This window comes from Ferruginibacter sp., from assembly GCF_049840995.1.
Lineage (GTDB): Bacteria > Bacteroidota > Bacteroidia > Chitinophagales > Chitinophagaceae > Ferruginibacter.
Map to the genome: position 1 here is coordinate 736,980 of NZ_JASGIP010000003.1, position 17,373 is coordinate 754,352.

Genomic DNA, 17,373 nt, shown 5'->3' on the forward strand with positions numbered 1-17,373 from the left:
AACGTAGTTTTTATCTCTAAAATGTAAATATAATAAAAAAATGAAAAGAGAGCTCACCAGCTGGTTCAGCCCGGCACTGCAAAAAGATATGCCTGTTGCCACTTATGGCGATTACGGATTTGCTTTATTACTGGTACCCACAGCCGCTGCTGATTACCTGGAGTATGAACGCTTTCAATTGATAGATACTTTAGCGCCTTTTATTGACAGCGGAAAAGTAAAAGTGTTTTCCATTAACAGCATTAACAACGAAAGCTGGCTGAACAATAATATGCAGGGTGAGCACAAAGCCATCCGCCAGAACCAGTTCAATGAATATGTTTACAACGAAGTGATCCCTTTTATAAAGAACAGCACGTCCTGGGAAACACCCATCATTACCTGCGGTGCATCTTTTGGTGCCCTGCACAGTATGAACCTGTTCTTAAAACGTCCTGATCTTATCAACGGCGTTATTGCTATGAGCGGGGTTTATAACCTGATGGAATATACCAAGGGATTTTACGATGAGCAGGTGTATTTCAATTCGCCTATGCACTATATTCCCAACCTGAGCGACCATCATATTTTAGAGCAGATACGCAGCAGCCACCACATTCATATCCTTACCGGAAGCGGTGATTACGAAGCTCCTGACGCTGCCAAAGAGTTTGCAGGCGTGCTTTACAACAAAGGCATCAATTACGAACTGGATGTGTGGGGGCACGAGTGGAAACACGATTGGCCAACCTGGAGGGCCATGCTGCCCGCTTATTTAGGCAGCAGGTTTTAAGCGCTTTTTAATACCGGCATACAATAAACTGGCTTTTTCTCAGTTATATAAGGGAAATCCTTCTAAAATCCTGACACATGAAAAAGCCAGCTTTAGTTTTTGCAATTAAGTGCTCAGTTATATTGTTTTTTGCGGCCTGCACCAGTCTTAACAAATTAGCTGTTTCAAAATCGATCAGCGAACAACTGGTTAACAAGCCCACCTGGAAGGTGAATTGCTTCAGCAATGCAAGTATCGACAAGACCTGTATTTTTGAAGATTACACTTTTAGTTTTGATGCCACCGGTAAAGTTGTTGCCAGCAAAGGAAAAGAAGTGATCGAAGGACATTGGCTGGAAGATAATATTTCGAACACCATTACTATCAGTTTCAATAATTCCAATACTGTACTGGATCATTTAAATGATTTCTGGAACATCAATACAGTAAGCGATGCCGGTATCAGTTTTGAAAAGACCGGAGAAAAAGACACCGAAAGATTTCTCATCACCTCGTTATAGATTTTACTAACCCCCAGAGAAAAAGCCGTTTCCATCAGAAACGGCTTTTATATTTTGCCAGGTTGCACACCCCACTAAAAAAAGCGGGTCATTCCTCCTAATCTTGCAGAGCACCGGCCAGTTACTGTATTATATTTTTGTGATGGTAAAAAACAAGCTGATATCCAATACTTGTGAAGAACATACAATATCCATTTTAAAAGCCATCCGGTCTGTTCATTACCCCTAAGTAAAGAAGTTGATCCTGGAAAATCCAATCATTCCGGAAAGCACTAATGAAGGTTGTTGAATAACAACCTTTTTTATTTTTTTATTTGATTAGCAGGGCAAATGTTTATTTTTATGCCATGCAAAAAAAATTATTCCTGTTGGATGCTTTTGCCCTCGTGTTCCGGGCGTATTATGCACTTATACGCAATCCACGCATTACCAGTAAGGGCCGCAATACCAATGCACAATTCGGTTTTACCAATACTTTGATCGACCTTATAAAAAATCAGAACCCCACACACATGGCCGTGTGTTTTGATACTAGCGCCGCCACCGAAAGGCATACTGATTTTGCTGATTACAAGGCCAACCGCCAGGAAACGCCTGAAGATATTTCTGCTGCTGTACCGGACATCAAAAAGATCATTGAAGGCTTTAATATTCCCGTGGTGGCCATTGATGGTTACGAGGCAGATGATGTGATCGGCGCACTGGCCAAACAGGCCGAAAAGGAAGGTTACGAAGTATACATGGTTACCCCCGACAAGGATTATGGTCAGCTGGTTTCTGAAAAAATAAAGATCTACAAACCACCTTACCAGGGCAGTAATTATGAAATACTGGGGCCGAAAGAAGTTTGTGAAAAATGGGATATTGAAAGAGTGGAACAGGTGATCGATATATTGGGCATGATGGGTGATGCCGTGGATAATATCCCGGGCATACCCGGCGTAGGTGAAAAAACTGCCGCCAAACTTTTAAAAGAATACGGCACCCTGGAAAATGTATTGGAAAATGCAGAGAAGATAAAAGGCAAACTGGGCGAAAAGATCGTTGCTGGTAAAGAGCTGGCCACCATGAGTAAAAAGCTGGCCACCATTATCACCAATGTGCCTACCGCTGAATTTCATGAAGAGAACTTCCGTATTAAAGAGATGAATAAGGAAGTGCTGAAAGATATTTTTGCTGAACTGGAATTTAAAACACTGGGCAAAAGAATATTGGGCGAAGAGGGTGCTGATGCTGCTGTTGATACCAATACCAAAACAGCTGCACCATCTGCCAAAGCCAAAGCCGCTACACCGCAAATGGATCTTTTTGGCAACGTTATTGAACCCGAACCAGCAGCAGCACCGGCAATTGCCGACGACAGTGATGCAGAAGAAGGCGCTTTAAAAGTTGATAAGAATATCCATAACACACCACACAACTATATTCTTGCCAACAGCAAAGATTCCATCAGCCAGCTGATCGCTATACTTAAAAAAGAATCACAGATCTGTTTTGATACAGAGACCACGGGCATAGATGCCAATGATGCAGAGCTGGTGGGCCTGAGTTTTTCTGTTACACCAGGCGAAGCCTATTATGTGCCCTGCCCCGCCGATCAAAAAGAATGTATGGCGATATTAAACCAGTTCAAACCCATTTTTAATGATACTTCAAAAACATGGATCGGGCAGAACCTGAAGTATGATATGCTGATGCTGAAATGGTATGGCTTTGAACTGGCCGGTAATATTTTTGATACCATGCTGGCGCATTATGTTATTGAACCCGATGGCAAAAGAGGTATGGATGCACTGAGCGAAAAATATTTAGGTTACGAGCCTGTGCATATTGATGAACTGATCGGCAAAAAAGGAAAGACACAGGGCAATATGCGGGATGTGGAATTTGAAAAGATAAAAGATTATGCTGCGGAAGATGCGGACATTACTTTACAATTACAGCATGTTTTTTTACCGCAGTTAAAACAAAAAGAAGTTGAGAAAGTTTTTTACGAAGTGGAAAATCCATTGGTAAAAGTTTTAACCGCCATGGAATTTGAAGGCATCCGCATTGATGAAAAATTTTTGAACGATTACAGTAAGGAACTGGAACGGGAGGCAAAAGCTGCCGAAGAGAATGTGTACAAGCAGGCCGGTGTGCGTTTTAACCTGGCAAGCCCCAAGCAACTGGGCGAAGTATTGTTTGATAAACTGCAGCTGGATCCTAAAGCTAAAAAAACAAAAACTGGTCAATATGCCACCGGTGAAGATGTATTATTAAAACTGGCAGCGCAGAATAAAATTGTGGATGATATTTTAATTTTCCGTGAGTACACGAAATTAAAATCCACTTACGTGGACGCACTGCCTTTAATGATCAATAAAAAAACCGGTCGTGTACATACTTCCTATGCACAGGCGGTAGCTGTTACCGGCAGGCTGAGCAGTAATAATCCTAACCTGCAGAATATTCCTGTACGTACCGACAGGGGTAAAGAGATCCGCAAAGCATTTATTCCCCGCGATAAAGATCATATCCTTGTTTCGGCTGATTATTCGCAGATTGAATTACGCATTGTGGCAGCCATCAGCGGCGATGCCAATATGTGCGAAGCATTCCGTACCGGTAAGGATATTCATACCGCTACTGCGGCAAAGGTTTTTAACGTGGAAGAATCTGCTGTTACAAAAGAAATGCGCTACAAAGCCAAGAGCGTGAATTTTGGTATCATCTATGGGCAGGGCGCTTTCGGGCTGGCAGAAAATTTAGGCATTCCCCGTGCAGAGGCAAAGGAGATCATTGATAATTATAAAAAGCAATTCCCCAACATCCAGAAATATATGGATGATACCATCAATTTTGCAAAGGAGAGCGGTTACGTACAAACGCTGATGGGCCGCAAACGCTGGTTAAGGGATATTAATTCTGCCAACTTTACGGTGCGTGGTTTTGCAGAGCGCAATGCCATTAACTCACCTATACAGGGTACCGCAGCGGATATGATCAAACTGGCGATGATCAAGATACACGAGGAATTCAACAAACATCAATTTAAAAGCAGGATGCTGCTGCAGGTGCATGATGAATTGGTATTTGATGCACATAAGGACGAACTTGAGACCATCAAGCCCGTTATTTTAAACTGCATGCAAACGGCGCTGGCTTTACCCAACGATGTGCCGACCGATGCAGAGATAGGTTTTGGTGACAACTGGCTGGAAGCGCATTAATTGGCCCGGATTATCATAAAATAATAAAATATGTTTCCGGTCGTTTTAGATTGAGCGAGACCTTATCTTATCATTACACCAAAAATCACGTATATGAAATCCACTCCATTGCTTGCTTTAGCCACGGCTGTTTTGTATGCTGCCACAGCAGCAGCGCAAAACAATGCGTCAATAAAGCCTATGCCTGCTGCTAATTTAAGGGTTGCAGACAGCAGCAGTATCAAGATACAGAAACTTCAGGACGAGGTTGCCGAACTGAAACAAACGGTAGATAAACTGGTCACCAAATCCAACCAGGACCACCTGGAACTGGGCCTTGCCAAAATATCTTTAAAAGTAATTACGGAGCAATTAACGCCTACTGCTTACGGTGCACTGAACCCTGAATATGATAAAAAGTATAATGGTTACAGTTACAAGATCGGTTTAAAATACGGTGTTACCGGCGACCCGGTGCAATCCAATAACAGCATCACGGTAACATTCAGTCATAATTTTGATGAAACACCTGTTATACTCACTGCTGTTTCTGAAGATCATATCAATAACAAGAATGGTATTTCTTTAGGCATCATCACCTACGAATTTTTACCACCAAACAGGGTCCGGTTTACAGTAAATGAAGCAAAGGCGTCTACGGTAATTGCACCGTTTAGTTTTGTGGTGTATGGGAAGTAATTAAATCAAATGAACAGGAATGTACAGGATGAATGATGTTAACATGCCTCATCCTGTATTTTTATTTCTTTTCTTAAATAATTCAATATCATTATAATCTGGTCAATGAATTTATTGCGGCCTTTAAATTCATTGGGACACCAGTAAACATAATAGCGATAATGCTTTTTTGAAAATACCTCAACACAGTAATTATTACCATCGCCGCCGCCAAATCCCGGGCCCAGGTCTTCCATAGTGGGAAGTGTGAGAATGTCCATCATAATCAGGTTGTTGAAGATTTGGCTTAGTTGTGATTGGGTTCCAATATCCCTTTTAGACAAGACCTTGGCCATTTTTTTGCGTGATGAATCCGGGTAGTATGTCTTAAACTCATAAAAAGCTCCGAAATAAGATTGGTTTTGATAGCCGATCTCCAACACAAATTGTTTTATCTGTAAGCCTCCTGTATCGAACCAAACCCTTATAATTATTGAATCTCCCGGTTTATCTAAAGAACAAAGGTTAATTTGTTTTGCAATTCCTTTTAATGTATCAAAACCAGTAAAAATGTCTTTGGGCGATACTTCCAGTTTTGTTTCCCGTACGTTGCAAAATTCATTCAGCCTTTTGGCAGCTTCTTCTATTTTCCTGTTTTCATTGCGATTGCAGGAAAAGAAAAATAGAGAAAACAGCATGAGTATTTTAAAAGCTTTTATTACTGCTTTCACTTGAAGCCGGTTTTAGTGGATAATATTTCATTTTAAATATACAAAATAAAAAAAGGTTATCATAGTGATAACCTTTACCCGCTTAAACTAAACTTACCTGAGAAAAACAATAGGGCCGGTAAATTCTTTAAACGTACATTCTGCGGGAATGTATGCCTTTTCTGCGCCGCTGGATATTCCATAAGTCAACAGAACCGAAATGCTTATTTTGTTTGAGATAGTCAAAAGCTAAAGTTTCTTTTACTTCTTTTGTTATCACTTCCAGTTCTTCTTTGCTCATGGTAACACCCAACTTGTTTGTTGTTGTTTTCATGACTATATCTTTTTTGTACCACAAAGTAACAGATGGCCGCCGTCTTCATTGTTCAATAGTTTGTTTGCGGTGGCTTTTGCTTAGTAAACGGTATTTCGCCGCATAAAAAAACAGCAATTACATAATTGCTGTTCCTTCTTAAATCATTACGGCTATTATTTATTTTTTAAACAATCTTTCAGCCAGTTTTTTATCGTGCCCGTATATATCATCACGGAAGTTGAGTTTGCCTTGTCGGTCTACCCATGCAGTAAAATAACCAATGAATACCGGTATGGTTTTTTGGAGGGTGTAATATTGTTCTTTGCCGGAGTTCATCGCTTTGGTGATCTTTACCGAATCCCATGCGGCATCATTGCGCAAAAGATATTGCGCCAGTTTCTTCGGCTCAGCCAACCTTATACAGCCATGGCTGAACGCACGGCTGCTTTCTCCAAATAAACTTTTAGCGGGTGTATCGTGCAGGTAAATATTATAGCTGTTGGGAAAGAGGAATTTCACCAGGCCCAGGGAATTTTTTGGACCGGGCAATTGCCTTACAGCACCATTGTTCCATTCCATATTATGCGATGCCAGGTAATTTTTATTCTTAGCCATACCGGGCAGTATCTCGTTCTTTATAATGCTGGGCGTTACATTCCAGTAGGGGCTGAACACCACGTATTTTAAGGCCCCGCTAAAAATAACCGTACTGTGCACCACCGATCCTGTTACCACGTTCATACTCCAGGCATAATTACCATTTTCGTATACGTGTAACCGGTACTCCGGTATATTCACCAATATATAATCGGTGGTGGGTGCAACAGGCATCCAGCGTATGCGTTCCATATTGATCAATATCTGCTGTACACGTTCCTGTATAGGTTTATTCAATTGCGTTAAAAATGCGGTATTGATAATTCCATCTTCTTTTAACCCGTATCTTTTTTGAAAACCCTTTACTGCAGCCTGCAGCTCTGTATTGAAGGTAGTAGTGCTGTCTTCTTTCTCCAGGTCGCCGGTAAGGAAAAGGCGTTTTTTAATTGCTGTCAATACAGGCGCCGCATCATTTAATTTATATGATTTTTTATCTGTTGCAATGGGTGCCCAGTTATCATTTTTTTCAATGGCATAATATTTCAGCAACTGCTCTTTTAATAAGTTGTATTGCCGGTTCACGGGTTCATAAGCAGATAGGTTTTTGCCTTTATTCGCCAGCAATGAATCCAGTAACCCGGCCGGGTCGATTTTTTTACGGGGTATGAACCATTCCAGCTCTTTTGCATCCAGCTGGTTATTGCCCTGGTAGGCTCTCCGTGCATAGCGGAAGAACTGTGCAGTAAGCAGCAGCTCTGTTTTTGCAGTAAGGCTGTCGGTTATTTTAAGATTACCGGAAAGAACAGAGTCGTATAATGTTTCCAGTTGCGGATTTTTTAAACTGCTGTCGCCGGAATAGTTGATATAATCATTGTACATATCATGAAATGTAGCGGCGCAATCTGCAGCTCCTTCTTTAAAGAACCAGGCATACTGGTAGTTACGGCTGTTGTAAAAACTACGCAGGCGGTTGGCCAGTGAATCCCTGTAACCCTCTTGTGCAATGAATTTTTCCATGGTGGCACTGTCTAAAAAGATGTCGCTGTAAGCTACTGCCGGCGTTACCGTGGTATCTCTGGGCGCTACAGGTGGCAGGTCTTTTTTGTTATTGGATGAGGTACAGGCGGCGAATAAAAGCGTTGTTGCAATTGCGGCAATAAAAATTTGTTTCATAATGATCTTTGTAGGTTTCAAAACTACCATAAGTTTTTTAAAAAGCAGTTCATCCAACTTTAAAAGACATTTTGTTCTTTGAGGGCCTGCGGCAGTTAATCTGTATTTTTGTACCCTTAAAAAATGAGGATGAAGCCAATTTTAATTTATTGTTATGATGCTTATTGCGGCTGGTGCTATGGTTTTAGCCCGGTGATGAAAAAGATAGCTGCTGAATTTAGTGAACAACTGGATATTGAAGTGTTGAGTGGCGGCATGATGATCGGTGAAAGTGTGATGCCGATAGAAAAAATAGGCCCCTACATACAAAGCGCTTATAAAAGAGTGGAAGCATTGACCGGTATACAATTCGGCGAGGATTTTTTATGGCATACTGCCAACCCTGATAAAAGCGATTGGGTGATGAACAGTGAAAAGCCTGCTATTGCTTTGTGCATCTTTAAAGAATATTATCCTGCACAGCAACTGGATTTTGCAAGCGACCTGCAATATGCTTTAAATTACGAGGGCCGCGACCTGGATGATGATGAAGCTTACCGGCACCTGTTGGAAAAATACCAACTGCCCGAAGAGGCATTTTATACCAAACTGAAAAGTGAGGAGTATAAAGAAAAAGCTTATTACGAATTCAGCCTGTGCAGGCAACTAAATGTAGATAGTTATCCGCAGGTACTGATGCAGTTCAGCGAAACAAAATTCTATCTTTTGGCAAAAGGTTTTACTGCTTATGAAGGTGTACTACAACGGCTGGAAAATATTTTAGCCGAAATAAAAGAATAACTCCCGCCATTTCATTTATAAATTTTACCGCGGCAAAGTGGAAAACTTAATTTTCGCTTAAAGAAAGCCGGGCTGTTTTTGCTTGCAAATGCAAAAACTAAACTGTATTTTACCTGCCTCATTTTATACCATGAAAGAGTTATGCTATGCTTTCATGAAAAACTAAAACTATAAAAATTGAATTATGAAAAGAACGATCTTGACTATCTGCACTGCAACAGTAGTACTGCTTGCCTGCAACAACAGCACTGATGAAAAAAAACCGGCAGGCGGCGATTCATCTGCCATGGACAAAAAAGAAAAAATGGCCGATACTAAAAAAGATGAACCCTGGGTAGTGGTGGATTCTGCCACCATGATGAAGGCCATGATGGATTATGCTACGCCTGGTGATATGCACAAATGGCTGGCTGCTTCCAACGGTACCTGGAAAGGCGATATGACCATGTGGGATTACGATGGCGCTGCCCCGCAAAAAACAACTGGCACTGCAGTTAACACAATGATATTGGGCGGCCGTTATCAGTCCAGCAAACATACTTCCACCATGATGGGAATGCCTTTTGAAGGTGAAAGCATTACCGGTTATGATAATGCCAAGAAAAAATTTGTTTCCTCCTGGATCGACAACTGGGGCACCGGCATTATGATGATGGAAGGTGACTGGGATGCTGCCAAAAAAACGTTGAACATGAGCGGCACTTATCCTGATGTATGCAGGCCCGGCAAACAATGCACCATGCGGGAAGTATTTACCGTGATCGATGATAAGACACAAAAAATGGAAATGTATGGCCCGGATCAAAAGACCGGTAAAGAATTTAAGATGATGGAAATAATGATGACAAAAAAATAAACCATTGTATAAACCTTGTCCCGAAAGAGCCCTGCATTTATGCGGGGCTTTTTATTGCATCATTATTACTTCTTTTAAAAGGCTGCTTTTTCCAGTAAGTAAGGCTGCGCCACAGCCATTCAAATGGGCCGTATAAAAAATAACGCATCCAGATATTGCTGAAAATAATTTGGAATAACCAGATACTTAGTACAACTGTATAAGCCTCGTAGCGCTGCAATTTGCCAAACAGGCCAAACCCTATCCCATAAAAAATGACCGCACAGAAAATCGATTGTGAAAGATAGTTGGTGAATGCCATTTGACCCACCGGCCGCATTATTGCAAAGAACCAGTTAAATACACCCGACCTGTACAGCAGCATCAGCAATCCTAAAAAGCCCAGTGAACGCAATAACCTGCCCACTTCATAAAAACTCACGGGGGTTTGTTTTAGATACTCAAAATAATTAAAGTGGGTATTGATATAGGGCTGCAATTGATAATAACTTACTAAAAGACCTAACCCCAAACCTGCAACACACATGATGGTATACAATTTTATAGACGCTTTGCCCGTCAATATGCCCATTTTAAAAAAAGCCATGCCCAGCAGCATGAAGGAGATCACATCCCAAACGGACATATAAGTGTATGTGATAAGGCTTGAGAGGTAAGCATCTGTTCTGTTAGTGTATACTTCACCGTAAGTACCTGTTACTTTCCGGTTGGTTTTTTCCATTCTTTTTATTTTGCTTGGCATAGTGAACTTTTCCCTGAATTCCTGCATTTCACCCATTACTTCTTTTTGATCGTCGGTCAATTTGGTGGTGAGTGTATCTATTTTTTCCACCGCTTCTCCTTTGGCGATCATTGTTTTGTCTTTATACAGGTCCCTGTTCTCCCGGGCCAGCATCAATATAAAGCAAAGCCCTGCAGCCATCAGTAGTTTTTTAGGTTCCCACAAACGGAATACGAATACCAAAAAACCATAGCAGCCATAATCAAACAAAATATCGCCCCGCCATAAAAAAATATAGATATTGATCAACCCGAAAACGATGAGCCATAATTACCTGCGGAAAAAATAATCGGCCGGGCTTACAGTATGGCCCTGCTTTTCTTTACCGCTTACAAAAAGAATGATGCCGGCGCCAAACAGCATACTGAACAGTGCTCTTTGTGTACCATCGGGCACCCAGTCAACAAATTTCCAGATATAATAATTGATAGTACCGTACTCATTTTTGATAGAGGGGTCATGACCCATTACTGCATACGCAAAGCCGGGTATATTCATCAACAATATGCCCAGTATGGCCACGCCACGCAATGAATCTATAATGCCGATCCTTTCTTTTTGAGCAACAGGAGCTGCGATGTTTGACATAGTAAAGGTTTTAAACGGGTGGTTCTATGGGAAAAATAAGCATCATTTTTATGAATTGCAAGCAAACTGCAAAACATCAATGATACCATTCCTTAAAAGCATCCCATGCAATGTTCTTCAACGCCATGTGCGATGTGGTCATCATTTCAATATGTACGCCGTTTGCAAAACCCATGGTTAAAGAACTGTATTCACGGCCATCCAGGCTCTCGCCGCCCGATTTAAAATAACTCATCACACCTTCCACTTCTTCCAGCCCATACCCCAGGTGTTCGTCCCGCATACGTTTGGCCAAGGCAGCTGGCATTATTTTTTCGGTGTGATGAATGGACCGGAACAAATGCGCCATCTGCAATGTGGTCATTACCCATCCGCCCGAGCCTGCATTCAATCGCTGATCACCCATATGCCGTCCTGTTTTTGTTGTGTCTTCGTTATCATAAAACAAGGCAGGTTGTAGGGTAGGTTCCGTGCAGCTCATATCCGGCATGCTGGCCAGCTTTTCAAAAATATGTTTACGGCAGTAATCAATATAATCATTCGCAAATGTTTCTGCCTGCGTTGGTTCTTTTGATGCGATCACGCTTTCTGACAATCCTTTAAGCGATAAAATACTGTAGCCCGCCAGTTTTGGAATGATCAACCGCAGCAATGAATAATTGGAATTGTTGTAATAACTGTCATTCTTATCATTCAGGTTAATGCCATCCTTGATCAGCTTTTTCAGATCGGCATAGCTTCGTACACTTGTTCTGAAACCACTGGTATGTGTCAGCAATTCTTTAAAAGTGATCGTCTTAATATTATTACCCATTGTCCAGTGCGAGGGTAACCATTCCCACATCATCGAGTTCAGTCCCACACCTTCTTTTTTATACAACAGCAATAACAATGCTGCCGAACTTACCAGTTTACTTACGCTGGCGCAATTGTATTTTTCAAAAACGGTCATCACTCTTGGGTGATCGTCCTGCTGCAGCCTGCAAAAACCACCGGAGTTGCCGGTGCAGAAATTTTCTTTGTAAGAGATAACAAAGGCATAGCCCACACATTTGTTTTTAAGTTTTGCATCCAGTGCGTGGAACAGGTCATTCACTGCCAGGTCCTGGTTATTGCTTCCTGCGGGTATGATATTCATGGTTGAAATATTTTAGTCATCGATCATTTATATATTAAAAAGCTAAAGGCTTCATCATCGTAGCTCTGCGACACAACGCTGTAAGTGTAAAATTTCACCTTGCCGGCATTGGGATGATAGGCGCCCATCACAATCCTGAAGTCCCGGGAAGTTGCTATCACAACATCGGTGCTCAAAATTCCGGTGCAGGTAATTTCATATTGCCCGGTACCCACTTTTGCTACTGTCCAGTTTCCTGATCCTGCATTTACCACAGTACCATCCAGTTCAACCCTGCCAAAACAATAAGGAACAAGGTTTGCAGCCCCGGTCGCTGTTCTGGTTATCTTTCCATCTACATTCAGATCGCCTTGGGCATTTACATTTACGCGGTCGTTGCCATTCATCCTTATTATAAAATCCCCGGCGCTGTTACCACTGTTGGTGCCCATCCGCAGGTTGTCGCCCGATAGTTGGACAAATGTTTTATTAACGCTGCTGGTTTTAAATTGTACGGTACCGCCACTATTCATAATAAGGTCGCCATTGGTGGTGGCATCGCCATTCAGCAAAGTGGTGCCGCCTATTACGGCATTGCCGGAGTTCACCAAAGTTGTTCCGCTTAATGTACCACCTGCATCAATATTATTGGTGGCAGAAATATTATCCCTGCTGCGGATATTGCCATTCACATCCAAACGCTCTGTTGGGCTGTTGGTGCCGATACCCACGCTATCTGTTGCGTTGGCAATACGGCTGCGGCTGGTGATGGGCCTGCTCCAGTAACTGCCGTTCACAATTACCGTCCACCCGGTACCGTTATAGTGATAAAATTCATCTTTATCCGTATCGTATACCATGAGTCCCGGCGGAGGATTATTGATCGCAAAACGTTGCGATGTTGTCATAGAAGGTATCAATAATCCTTTGGTAGTGCTTTTGATCTCCAATGCAGCGCTGCTGTTTGGTGTGGTGGTGCCGATGCCCACGTTTTGTGCCTGCAATAAAAATGCGGACCCTATTGCAAAAGCAAGTGTAAGTAGCTGTTTCATTCCTGTATTTTTATAAAATAATAATTGATATATGCATCACACCAGGCTATCCAGTTCCACCAGTAATTGCAGCAGCCTGCCCTTCTGTATGTCTTCTCCAAAAAATTTCATCGCCTGTGGTACAATATGATTTTCCATTGTGCTCATGCTGTTGCGGTTTTCCGGTTGCATGATATTGGGGAGATAGATGAACTGCAGCCAGCCGGTAAAATCCTGTTCGGTGGTAATGTGCTGTCCATTGTATTCGTTTACCCAGGCAGGCAGTTGCTTTTTCCACAAGCCCACCAGTTTCATTTCGTTTTTAATTGCGGTTACTTTATCTGTTATCTGATCCATGCCTGGGTAATTACTGCCGCATAAAACTACCTGCACACAAATGATTTTTAAACTGCTATAAAGAGAATGGCAGCAGGCAGTTATGTTAAGGTTGCTGTTACAGGCTGTATTTATGCAACGGTAACGGTGGCAGAGGCTATGGCGGAAATACGGAGAAAAGGTTGTATATTTTTGTTCTGCATAATGAAGCACCCTGCAACCATATCTTTTTTATTGCTGTTCTTTTTGCTGCCTGCTATTGCTGTTGCTCAATTAAGCGGCAAATACCGGGCACAAACATTCGGTACCCGCAATGGTTTATTTTCTTCCAAAGTATATGCGTTGGCACAAAGCAGCGACAGGAGGTTGTGGATAGGAACCGAACTGGGAGTGAGTATTTATAATGGTTATGATTTTATCAATTACCAGTATACCGGCGCCAGTGAATCGATCGGTCGTGTGCTCTGCATTACGCAGGATAGTACCGGTGCGGTATGGATCGGCGGTGACAAAGGTTTATTTTATTATCAACAGGGAATAATAAAAAGGGTGACTTTGGAAAGCAAAAAAGCAATCGCCGCAGAAGCCCTGCATACTGACGGCAATGGCAATTTGTGGGTGGGATGTATTGATGCCTTGTATAAAATACCTGCATCAATAACCAATAGCTTCAGCAGCAATAATTATAGTACTATTGCGCTCACTCCTTTTGCCGGTTTTACAAGAAGGGTGTTTTGCATCGCTTCTGATAAAAAGCAACAGATCTATATCGGTTCGCATGATGGGTTATTTAAAACCAATGCTGATGCCAGCCATTACGAATCGATATGGGCCAACCCCGACCCGGTAAATTTTGTGCATGCTGTTGCTGTAATTGCTCCCGACAGTATTTTCTGGAACTGCCTCAATCATCACCCTATGCAGCTGGTACAGGGCAAAATCAGCGGTTATTATACCGATGAATTCATTGGCAATACAGTTTTCAGTAGCGGGAGTGAAATATATGCTTTGACCACCAGCGGCATTGGTCTAATTAATAACAGTAAGGTACAGACGCTTTTTAATTTTGAAACGATTACCAATAATGCTTTTACTGCATTGAAGGATGCAGAAGGGAATTTCTGGATCGGTTCCTGGGAAGGCCTGCAAAAATTTCAAGCCAACAATTTCAGGCAGTACAGTTTGCAGCAATCGGAGCATAAGGAGGTATTTTCTTTTTGGGAAAGAAAGAATGGCGACCTGTTGTTTGGCGGCAACAGGGGTACTGTATTCATTAAAAACCAAGAAGCCATTATTCCCGAAAAAAATATACCGGCTGTATTTCCGCAATCAGAAGTAATGTGTATACACGAGGATGCTTCCGGTGGGCTTTGGTTTGGTAGTGGCTATGAAGGTATCAGCCGCTTTAAGGATAACCGGCTTACGCACTGGAAGGATACCGGGTTTTTAAAAGATAATAACTGCGAAGCCTTATTTGATGCCGGCAGCGATGGCCTGCTGGCCTGTACGGAACATGGTGTTACCCGTATCGATCCTTTACTGAATGATCCCCTTACGGCACATTACAATTTTGAAAAGAATTATACCCGCTATCCGGAATTATTCGGTTGCTATAAAGCTGCTGATGGAAAATATTTCTTTTATGGAAGCACCGGTTTATTTGTTTTAAAAAATAACTTACTCGTAGAAGATGCTGTGGCTGGGATGCCGGTGAAAAATCTTTATGTTACAAAAATTGCAGCGGATAAAAAAGGTAATGTGTGGATAGCAACATTGGGCAAAGGATTATTGCAATGTGTGTACCAGGATGGTCATTTTATTTTAAAGCAGCAGTATGATACAAAAAAAGGTGCTCCTTCTGATATTGCACTGACTGTTTTAACAGATAAGAATGATAATGTGTGGTGGGGAGATTATATGAGCATTTCGGTATTGCTGAATGCGGGTAGTACAGAGCAGCTTATCAGCTTTAATGAAAAAGACGGTTTATTATCCAGTTACTATCAAACATTAAAACTGGAGCAGCAAAGAAATGGCACTATCTGGGCGCTCACTTCGATGGGGATGGTATCGTTTCATCCCGACAGTATCAGTCAGAATACGATCGCCCCGGTGCTGGCACTTGACAGTATCACTATGACAGGATCTGACAGTAATTATACCGCTGCTGTTACGCCTGTTTTTGATCACAATCAAAATTCGCTACAGTTCTGCTTTACAGCCGTTTGCCTTACCGATGCTTCCAGGGTGCGCTATGCTTACCGTTTGATCGGTATGGACAGTAACTGGGTTTATACTTCCAGCCGCAGCATTAATTTTAATTTTTTACAGCCAGGTAAGTACAGCTTTGAAGTAAAAGCCTGTAATAACAATAACGTATGGACGAAAAACAGTCTACAATATAGTTTTACTATACTGCCGCCTTTCTGGAAAACCTGGTGGTTCCGGGTAATAATGATCGCAGCAGTGGCAGCGCTGGTCTTTATTTTGTTCAGGAGAAGATTAGCGGTTATAAAAAACAGGATCAGTACCAAACAGCAAATGGCCGAGCTGGAAGCAAAAGCGATCAGGGCGCAGATGAACCCGCATTTTATTTTTAACAGTTTAAATGCCATACAGGAGTTGATCATTACCCGCAATACAGAAGAGGGTTACCGGTATCTTTCCAGTTTTTCCAAACTGCTGCGGATGGTGTTGAATAATTCCGATAAAAACTTTATTCCTTTAAGCAATGAACTGGAAATGATAAAATTATACCTATCCCTCGAGTCGCTTCGTTTCCGTCAATCATTCAGTTACGAAATTCTGCTGGACGAGAATATTGAACCGGAAATTACACAAGTACCTTCTTTATTACTGCAGCCCTATGTTGAAAATGCCGTATGGCATGGGTTAAGGCATCATGACGGAGAAAAAAAACTATTGATCACCATTCACGAAAAGCAGCAACAACTGCAGATAGCAATCGATGATAATGGCGTAGGCCGCAAACGCTCGGAAACTATAAAAAGTCAAAAGCTGGGCGCAGAACAATTTGAATCAAAGGGTACAGCATTGGCGGAGCAACGTATTGCTGTTTTAAACAGCCAGTATCCCGGTATGGCAAAGATCACCATCGTAGATAAAACAGACGATGAAGGTAATGCCACCGGTACAAAAGTGCTGATCTATTTACCTGTTAACATAAAAAATTAAAGTATATGCTTAAGATATTAATTGTAGATGATGAAGCGGCTGCCGGCAATATTTTAAAAGTGCTGATAGAAAAACATATACCATTGCAAAAAGAGATACGCTGTTGTAATTCGCCCGAAGAAGCATTGCAATTGTTACCGCAATTCAAGCCCGGCCTTGTAATGCTGGATATTGAAATGCCCAGCATGAATGGTTTTGATTTTTTGAACAATGCTGCCAGTTGGGACTTTGATGTGATCTTTACTACTGCCTTTGATAAATATGCCATCAAGGCCATCCGCTTCAGTGCGCTGGATTATTTATTAAAGCCGGTGGACATTGTGGATCTGCAGAATGCCATCAACCGTCATATCATTAAAAAAGAGTTCCAGGGGAAACAACAACAGCAGCAGCTGGTAGATAATTTACTGAACAACCTGCAGCAAAAAAACACGGCCGATTTTAAACTGGCGATCTCTGTTAAGGAAGGCGTTTTTCTATTCGAAACAAAAGATATTATTTGCCTGGAAGGCATGAACAATTATACCCGCTTTTATTTTACCGACCAAAAACCATTACTGGTTGCTAAAACTTTAAAAGATTATGAAGAGATACTTACAGAGCACCGCTTCATCCGCATTCATAAATCTTTTTTGGTAAACATTCATCATGTAAAGCGAATGGATACCGATCACGTACTCTGGTTATCCAATGATGTGCAGGTGCCCGTATCCCGCAGGAAAAGAAACGAAGTGATGGAATTGTTCCAGTAA

At 41.8% G+C, this 17,373-nt stretch carries 16 protein-coding genes; 8 read left to right on the forward strand and 8 right to left on the reverse strand.

Going from position 1 to position 17,373, the window contains the following annotated elements; genetic code table 11:
- Window positions 1–40: 40 nt before the first annotated feature.
- The 4 genes from QM738_RS04810 (at window position 41) to QM738_RS04825 (ending at window position 5,162) form a co-directional block, all read left to right on the forward strand.
- Window positions 41–772: an esterase family protein gene (locus tag QM738_RS04810; protein ID WP_462275539.1), complete on the forward strand. Its 732-nt coding sequence runs from the start codon at window positions 41–43 to the stop codon at window positions 770–772.
- Between the two features lie 77 nt (window positions 773–849).
- Window positions 850–1,272, forward strand: coding sequence for a hypothetical protein (locus tag QM738_RS04815; protein WP_462275540.1), 423 nt, complete (start codon window positions 850–852; stop codon window positions 1,270–1,272).
- Between the two features lie 347 nt (window positions 1,273–1,619).
- Window positions 1,620–4,484, forward strand: coding sequence for a DNA polymerase I (gene polA, locus QM738_RS04820; RefSeq protein ID WP_462275541.1), 2,865 nt, complete (start codon window positions 1,620–1,622; stop codon window positions 4,482–4,484).
- Between the two features lie 93 nt (window positions 4,485–4,577).
- On the forward strand, window positions 4,578–5,162 hold the full coding sequence (locus QM738_RS04825; RefSeq protein ID WP_462275542.1) for a hypothetical protein: 585 nt from the start codon (window positions 4,578–4,580) through the stop codon (window positions 5,160–5,162).
- A 38-nt stretch (window positions 5,163–5,200) separates the two neighbouring features.
- Here QM738_RS04825 and QM738_RS04830 read toward each other — a convergent pair whose 3' ends face one another.
- The 3 genes from QM738_RS04830 to QM738_RS04840 all read right to left on the reverse strand — a co-directional run bounded on the left by QM738_RS04830 (window position 5,201) and on the right by QM738_RS04840 (window position 7,937).
- On the reverse strand, window positions 5,201–5,872 hold the full coding sequence (locus tag QM738_RS04830) for a hypothetical protein (RefSeq protein ID WP_462275543.1): 672 nt from the start codon (window positions 5,870–5,872) through the stop codon (window positions 5,201–5,203).
- 127 nt (window positions 5,873–5,999) lie between these two features.
- On the reverse strand, window positions 6,000–6,185 hold the full coding sequence (locus QM738_RS04835) for a hypothetical protein (RefSeq protein WP_462275544.1): 186 nt from the start codon (window positions 6,183–6,185) through the stop codon (window positions 6,000–6,002).
- Window positions 6,186–6,344: 159 nt separating this feature from the next.
- Entirely contained in the window at window positions 6,345–7,937 is a 1,593-nt protein-coding gene (locus QM738_RS04840; RefSeq protein WP_462275545.1) for a L,D-transpeptidase family protein, read from the reverse strand.
- A gap of 129 nt (window positions 7,938–8,066) precedes the next feature.
- On the opposite strand from QM738_RS04840, the gene QM738_RS04845 reads away from it, so the two are divergent.
- Window positions 8,067–8,717 (forward strand): DsbA family protein, encoded by a 651-nt coding sequence (locus tag QM738_RS04845; RefSeq protein ID WP_462275546.1) that lies wholly within the window; start codon window positions 8,067–8,069, stop codon window positions 8,715–8,717.
- Between the two features lie 184 nt (window positions 8,718–8,901).
- Complete coding sequence (locus QM738_RS04850; RefSeq protein WP_462275547.1) at window positions 8,902–9,573, forward strand: DUF1579 domain-containing protein; 672 nt, start codon at window positions 8,902–8,904, stop codon at window positions 9,571–9,573.
- A gap of 37 nt (window positions 9,574–9,610) precedes the next feature.
- On the opposite strand, the gene QM738_RS04855 is transcribed toward QM738_RS04850, so the two are convergent.
- The 5 genes from QM738_RS04855 to QM738_RS04875 all read right to left on the reverse strand — a co-directional run bounded on the left by QM738_RS04855 (window position 9,611) and on the right by QM738_RS04875 (window position 13,447).
- Window positions 9,611–10,603, reverse strand: coding sequence for a DUF418 domain-containing protein (locus tag QM738_RS04855; RefSeq protein ID WP_462275548.1), 993 nt, complete (start codon window positions 10,601–10,603; stop codon window positions 9,611–9,613).
- 21 nt (window positions 10,604–10,624) lie between these two features.
- Window positions 10,625–10,942 carry a hypothetical protein gene (locus tag QM738_RS04860; protein WP_462275549.1) on the reverse strand — a complete coding sequence of 106 codons (318 nt, stop codon included), beginning with the start codon at window positions 10,940–10,942 and terminating at the stop codon, window positions 10,625–10,627.
- A gap of 76 nt (window positions 10,943–11,018) precedes the next feature.
- Window positions 11,019–12,080, reverse strand: a complete 1,062-nt coding sequence (locus QM738_RS04865; RefSeq protein WP_462275550.1) for a serine hydrolase — start codon at window positions 12,078–12,080, stop codon at window positions 11,019–11,021.
- Between the two features lie 23 nt (window positions 12,081–12,103).
- Window positions 12,104–13,111 (reverse strand): hypothetical protein, encoded by a 1,008-nt coding sequence (locus tag QM738_RS04870; RefSeq protein WP_462275551.1) that lies wholly within the window; start codon window positions 13,109–13,111, stop codon window positions 12,104–12,106.
- 36 nt (window positions 13,112–13,147) lie between these two features.
- Entirely contained in the window at window positions 13,148–13,447 is a 300-nt protein-coding gene (locus QM738_RS04875; protein WP_462275552.1) for a YqcC family protein, read from the reverse strand.
- Between the two features lie 183 nt (window positions 13,448–13,630).
- On the opposite strand from QM738_RS04875, the gene QM738_RS04880 reads away from it, so the two are divergent.
- Together QM738_RS04880 and QM738_RS04885 are read left to right on the forward strand one after the other, a co-directional pair.
- Window positions 13,631–16,621: a sensor histidine kinase gene (locus QM738_RS04880; RefSeq protein ID WP_462275553.1), complete on the forward strand. Its 2,991-nt coding sequence runs from the start codon at window positions 13,631–13,633 to the stop codon at window positions 16,619–16,621.
- A 5-nt stretch (window positions 16,622–16,626) separates the two neighbouring features.
- Window positions 16,627–17,373 carry a LytR/AlgR family response regulator transcription factor gene (locus QM738_RS04885; RefSeq protein WP_462275554.1) on the forward strand — a complete coding sequence of 249 codons (747 nt, stop codon included), beginning with the start codon at window positions 16,627–16,629 and terminating at the stop codon, window positions 17,371–17,373.

Coding starts and splice junctions, on each gene's coding strand:
- QM738_RS04810 (WP_462275539.1), top strand. CDS start 41: ATGAAAAGAGAGCTCACCAGCTGGTTCAGCCCGGCACTGCAAAAAGAT.
- QM738_RS04815 (WP_462275540.1), top strand. CDS start 850: ATGAAAAAGCCAGCTTTAGTTTTTGCAATTAAGTGCTCAGTTATATTG.
- polA (WP_462275541.1), top strand. CDS start 1,620: ATGCAAAAAAAATTATTCCTGTTGGATGCTTTTGCCCTCGTGTTCCGG.
- QM738_RS04825 (WP_462275542.1), top strand. CDS start 4,578: ATGAAATCCACTCCATTGCTTGCTTTAGCCACGGCTGTTTTGTATGCT.
- QM738_RS04835 (WP_462275544.1), bottom strand. CDS start 6,185: ATGAAAACAACAACAAACAAGTTGGGTGTTACCATGAGCAAAGAAGAA.
- QM738_RS04840 (WP_462275545.1), bottom strand. CDS start 7,937: ATGAAACAAATTTTTATTGCCGCAATTGCAACAACGCTTTTATTCGCC.
- QM738_RS04845 (WP_462275546.1), top strand. CDS start 8,067: ATGAAGCCAATTTTAATTTATTGTTATGATGCTTATTGCGGCTGGTGC.
- QM738_RS04850 (WP_462275547.1), top strand. CDS start 8,902: ATGAAAAGAACGATCTTGACTATCTGCACTGCAACAGTAGTACTGCTT.
- QM738_RS04860 (WP_462275549.1), bottom strand. CDS start 10,942: ATGTCAAACATCGCAGCTCCTGTTGCTCAAAAAGAAAGGATCGGCATT.
- QM738_RS04865 (WP_462275550.1), bottom strand. CDS start 12,080: ATGAATATCATACCCGCAGGAAGCAATAACCAGGACCTGGCAGTGAAT.
- QM738_RS04870 (WP_462275551.1), bottom strand. CDS start 13,111: ATGAAACAGCTACTTACACTTGCTTTTGCAATAGGGTCCGCATTTTTA.
- QM738_RS04875 (WP_462275552.1), bottom strand. CDS start 13,447: ATGGATCAGATAACAGATAAAGTAACCGCAATTAAAAACGAAATGAAA.
- QM738_RS04880 (WP_462275553.1), top strand. CDS start 13,631: ATGAAGCACCCTGCAACCATATCTTTTTTATTGCTGTTCTTTTTGCTG.
- QM738_RS04885 (WP_462275554.1), top strand. CDS start 16,627: ATGCTTAAGATATTAATTGTAGATGATGAAGCGGCTGCCGGCAATATT.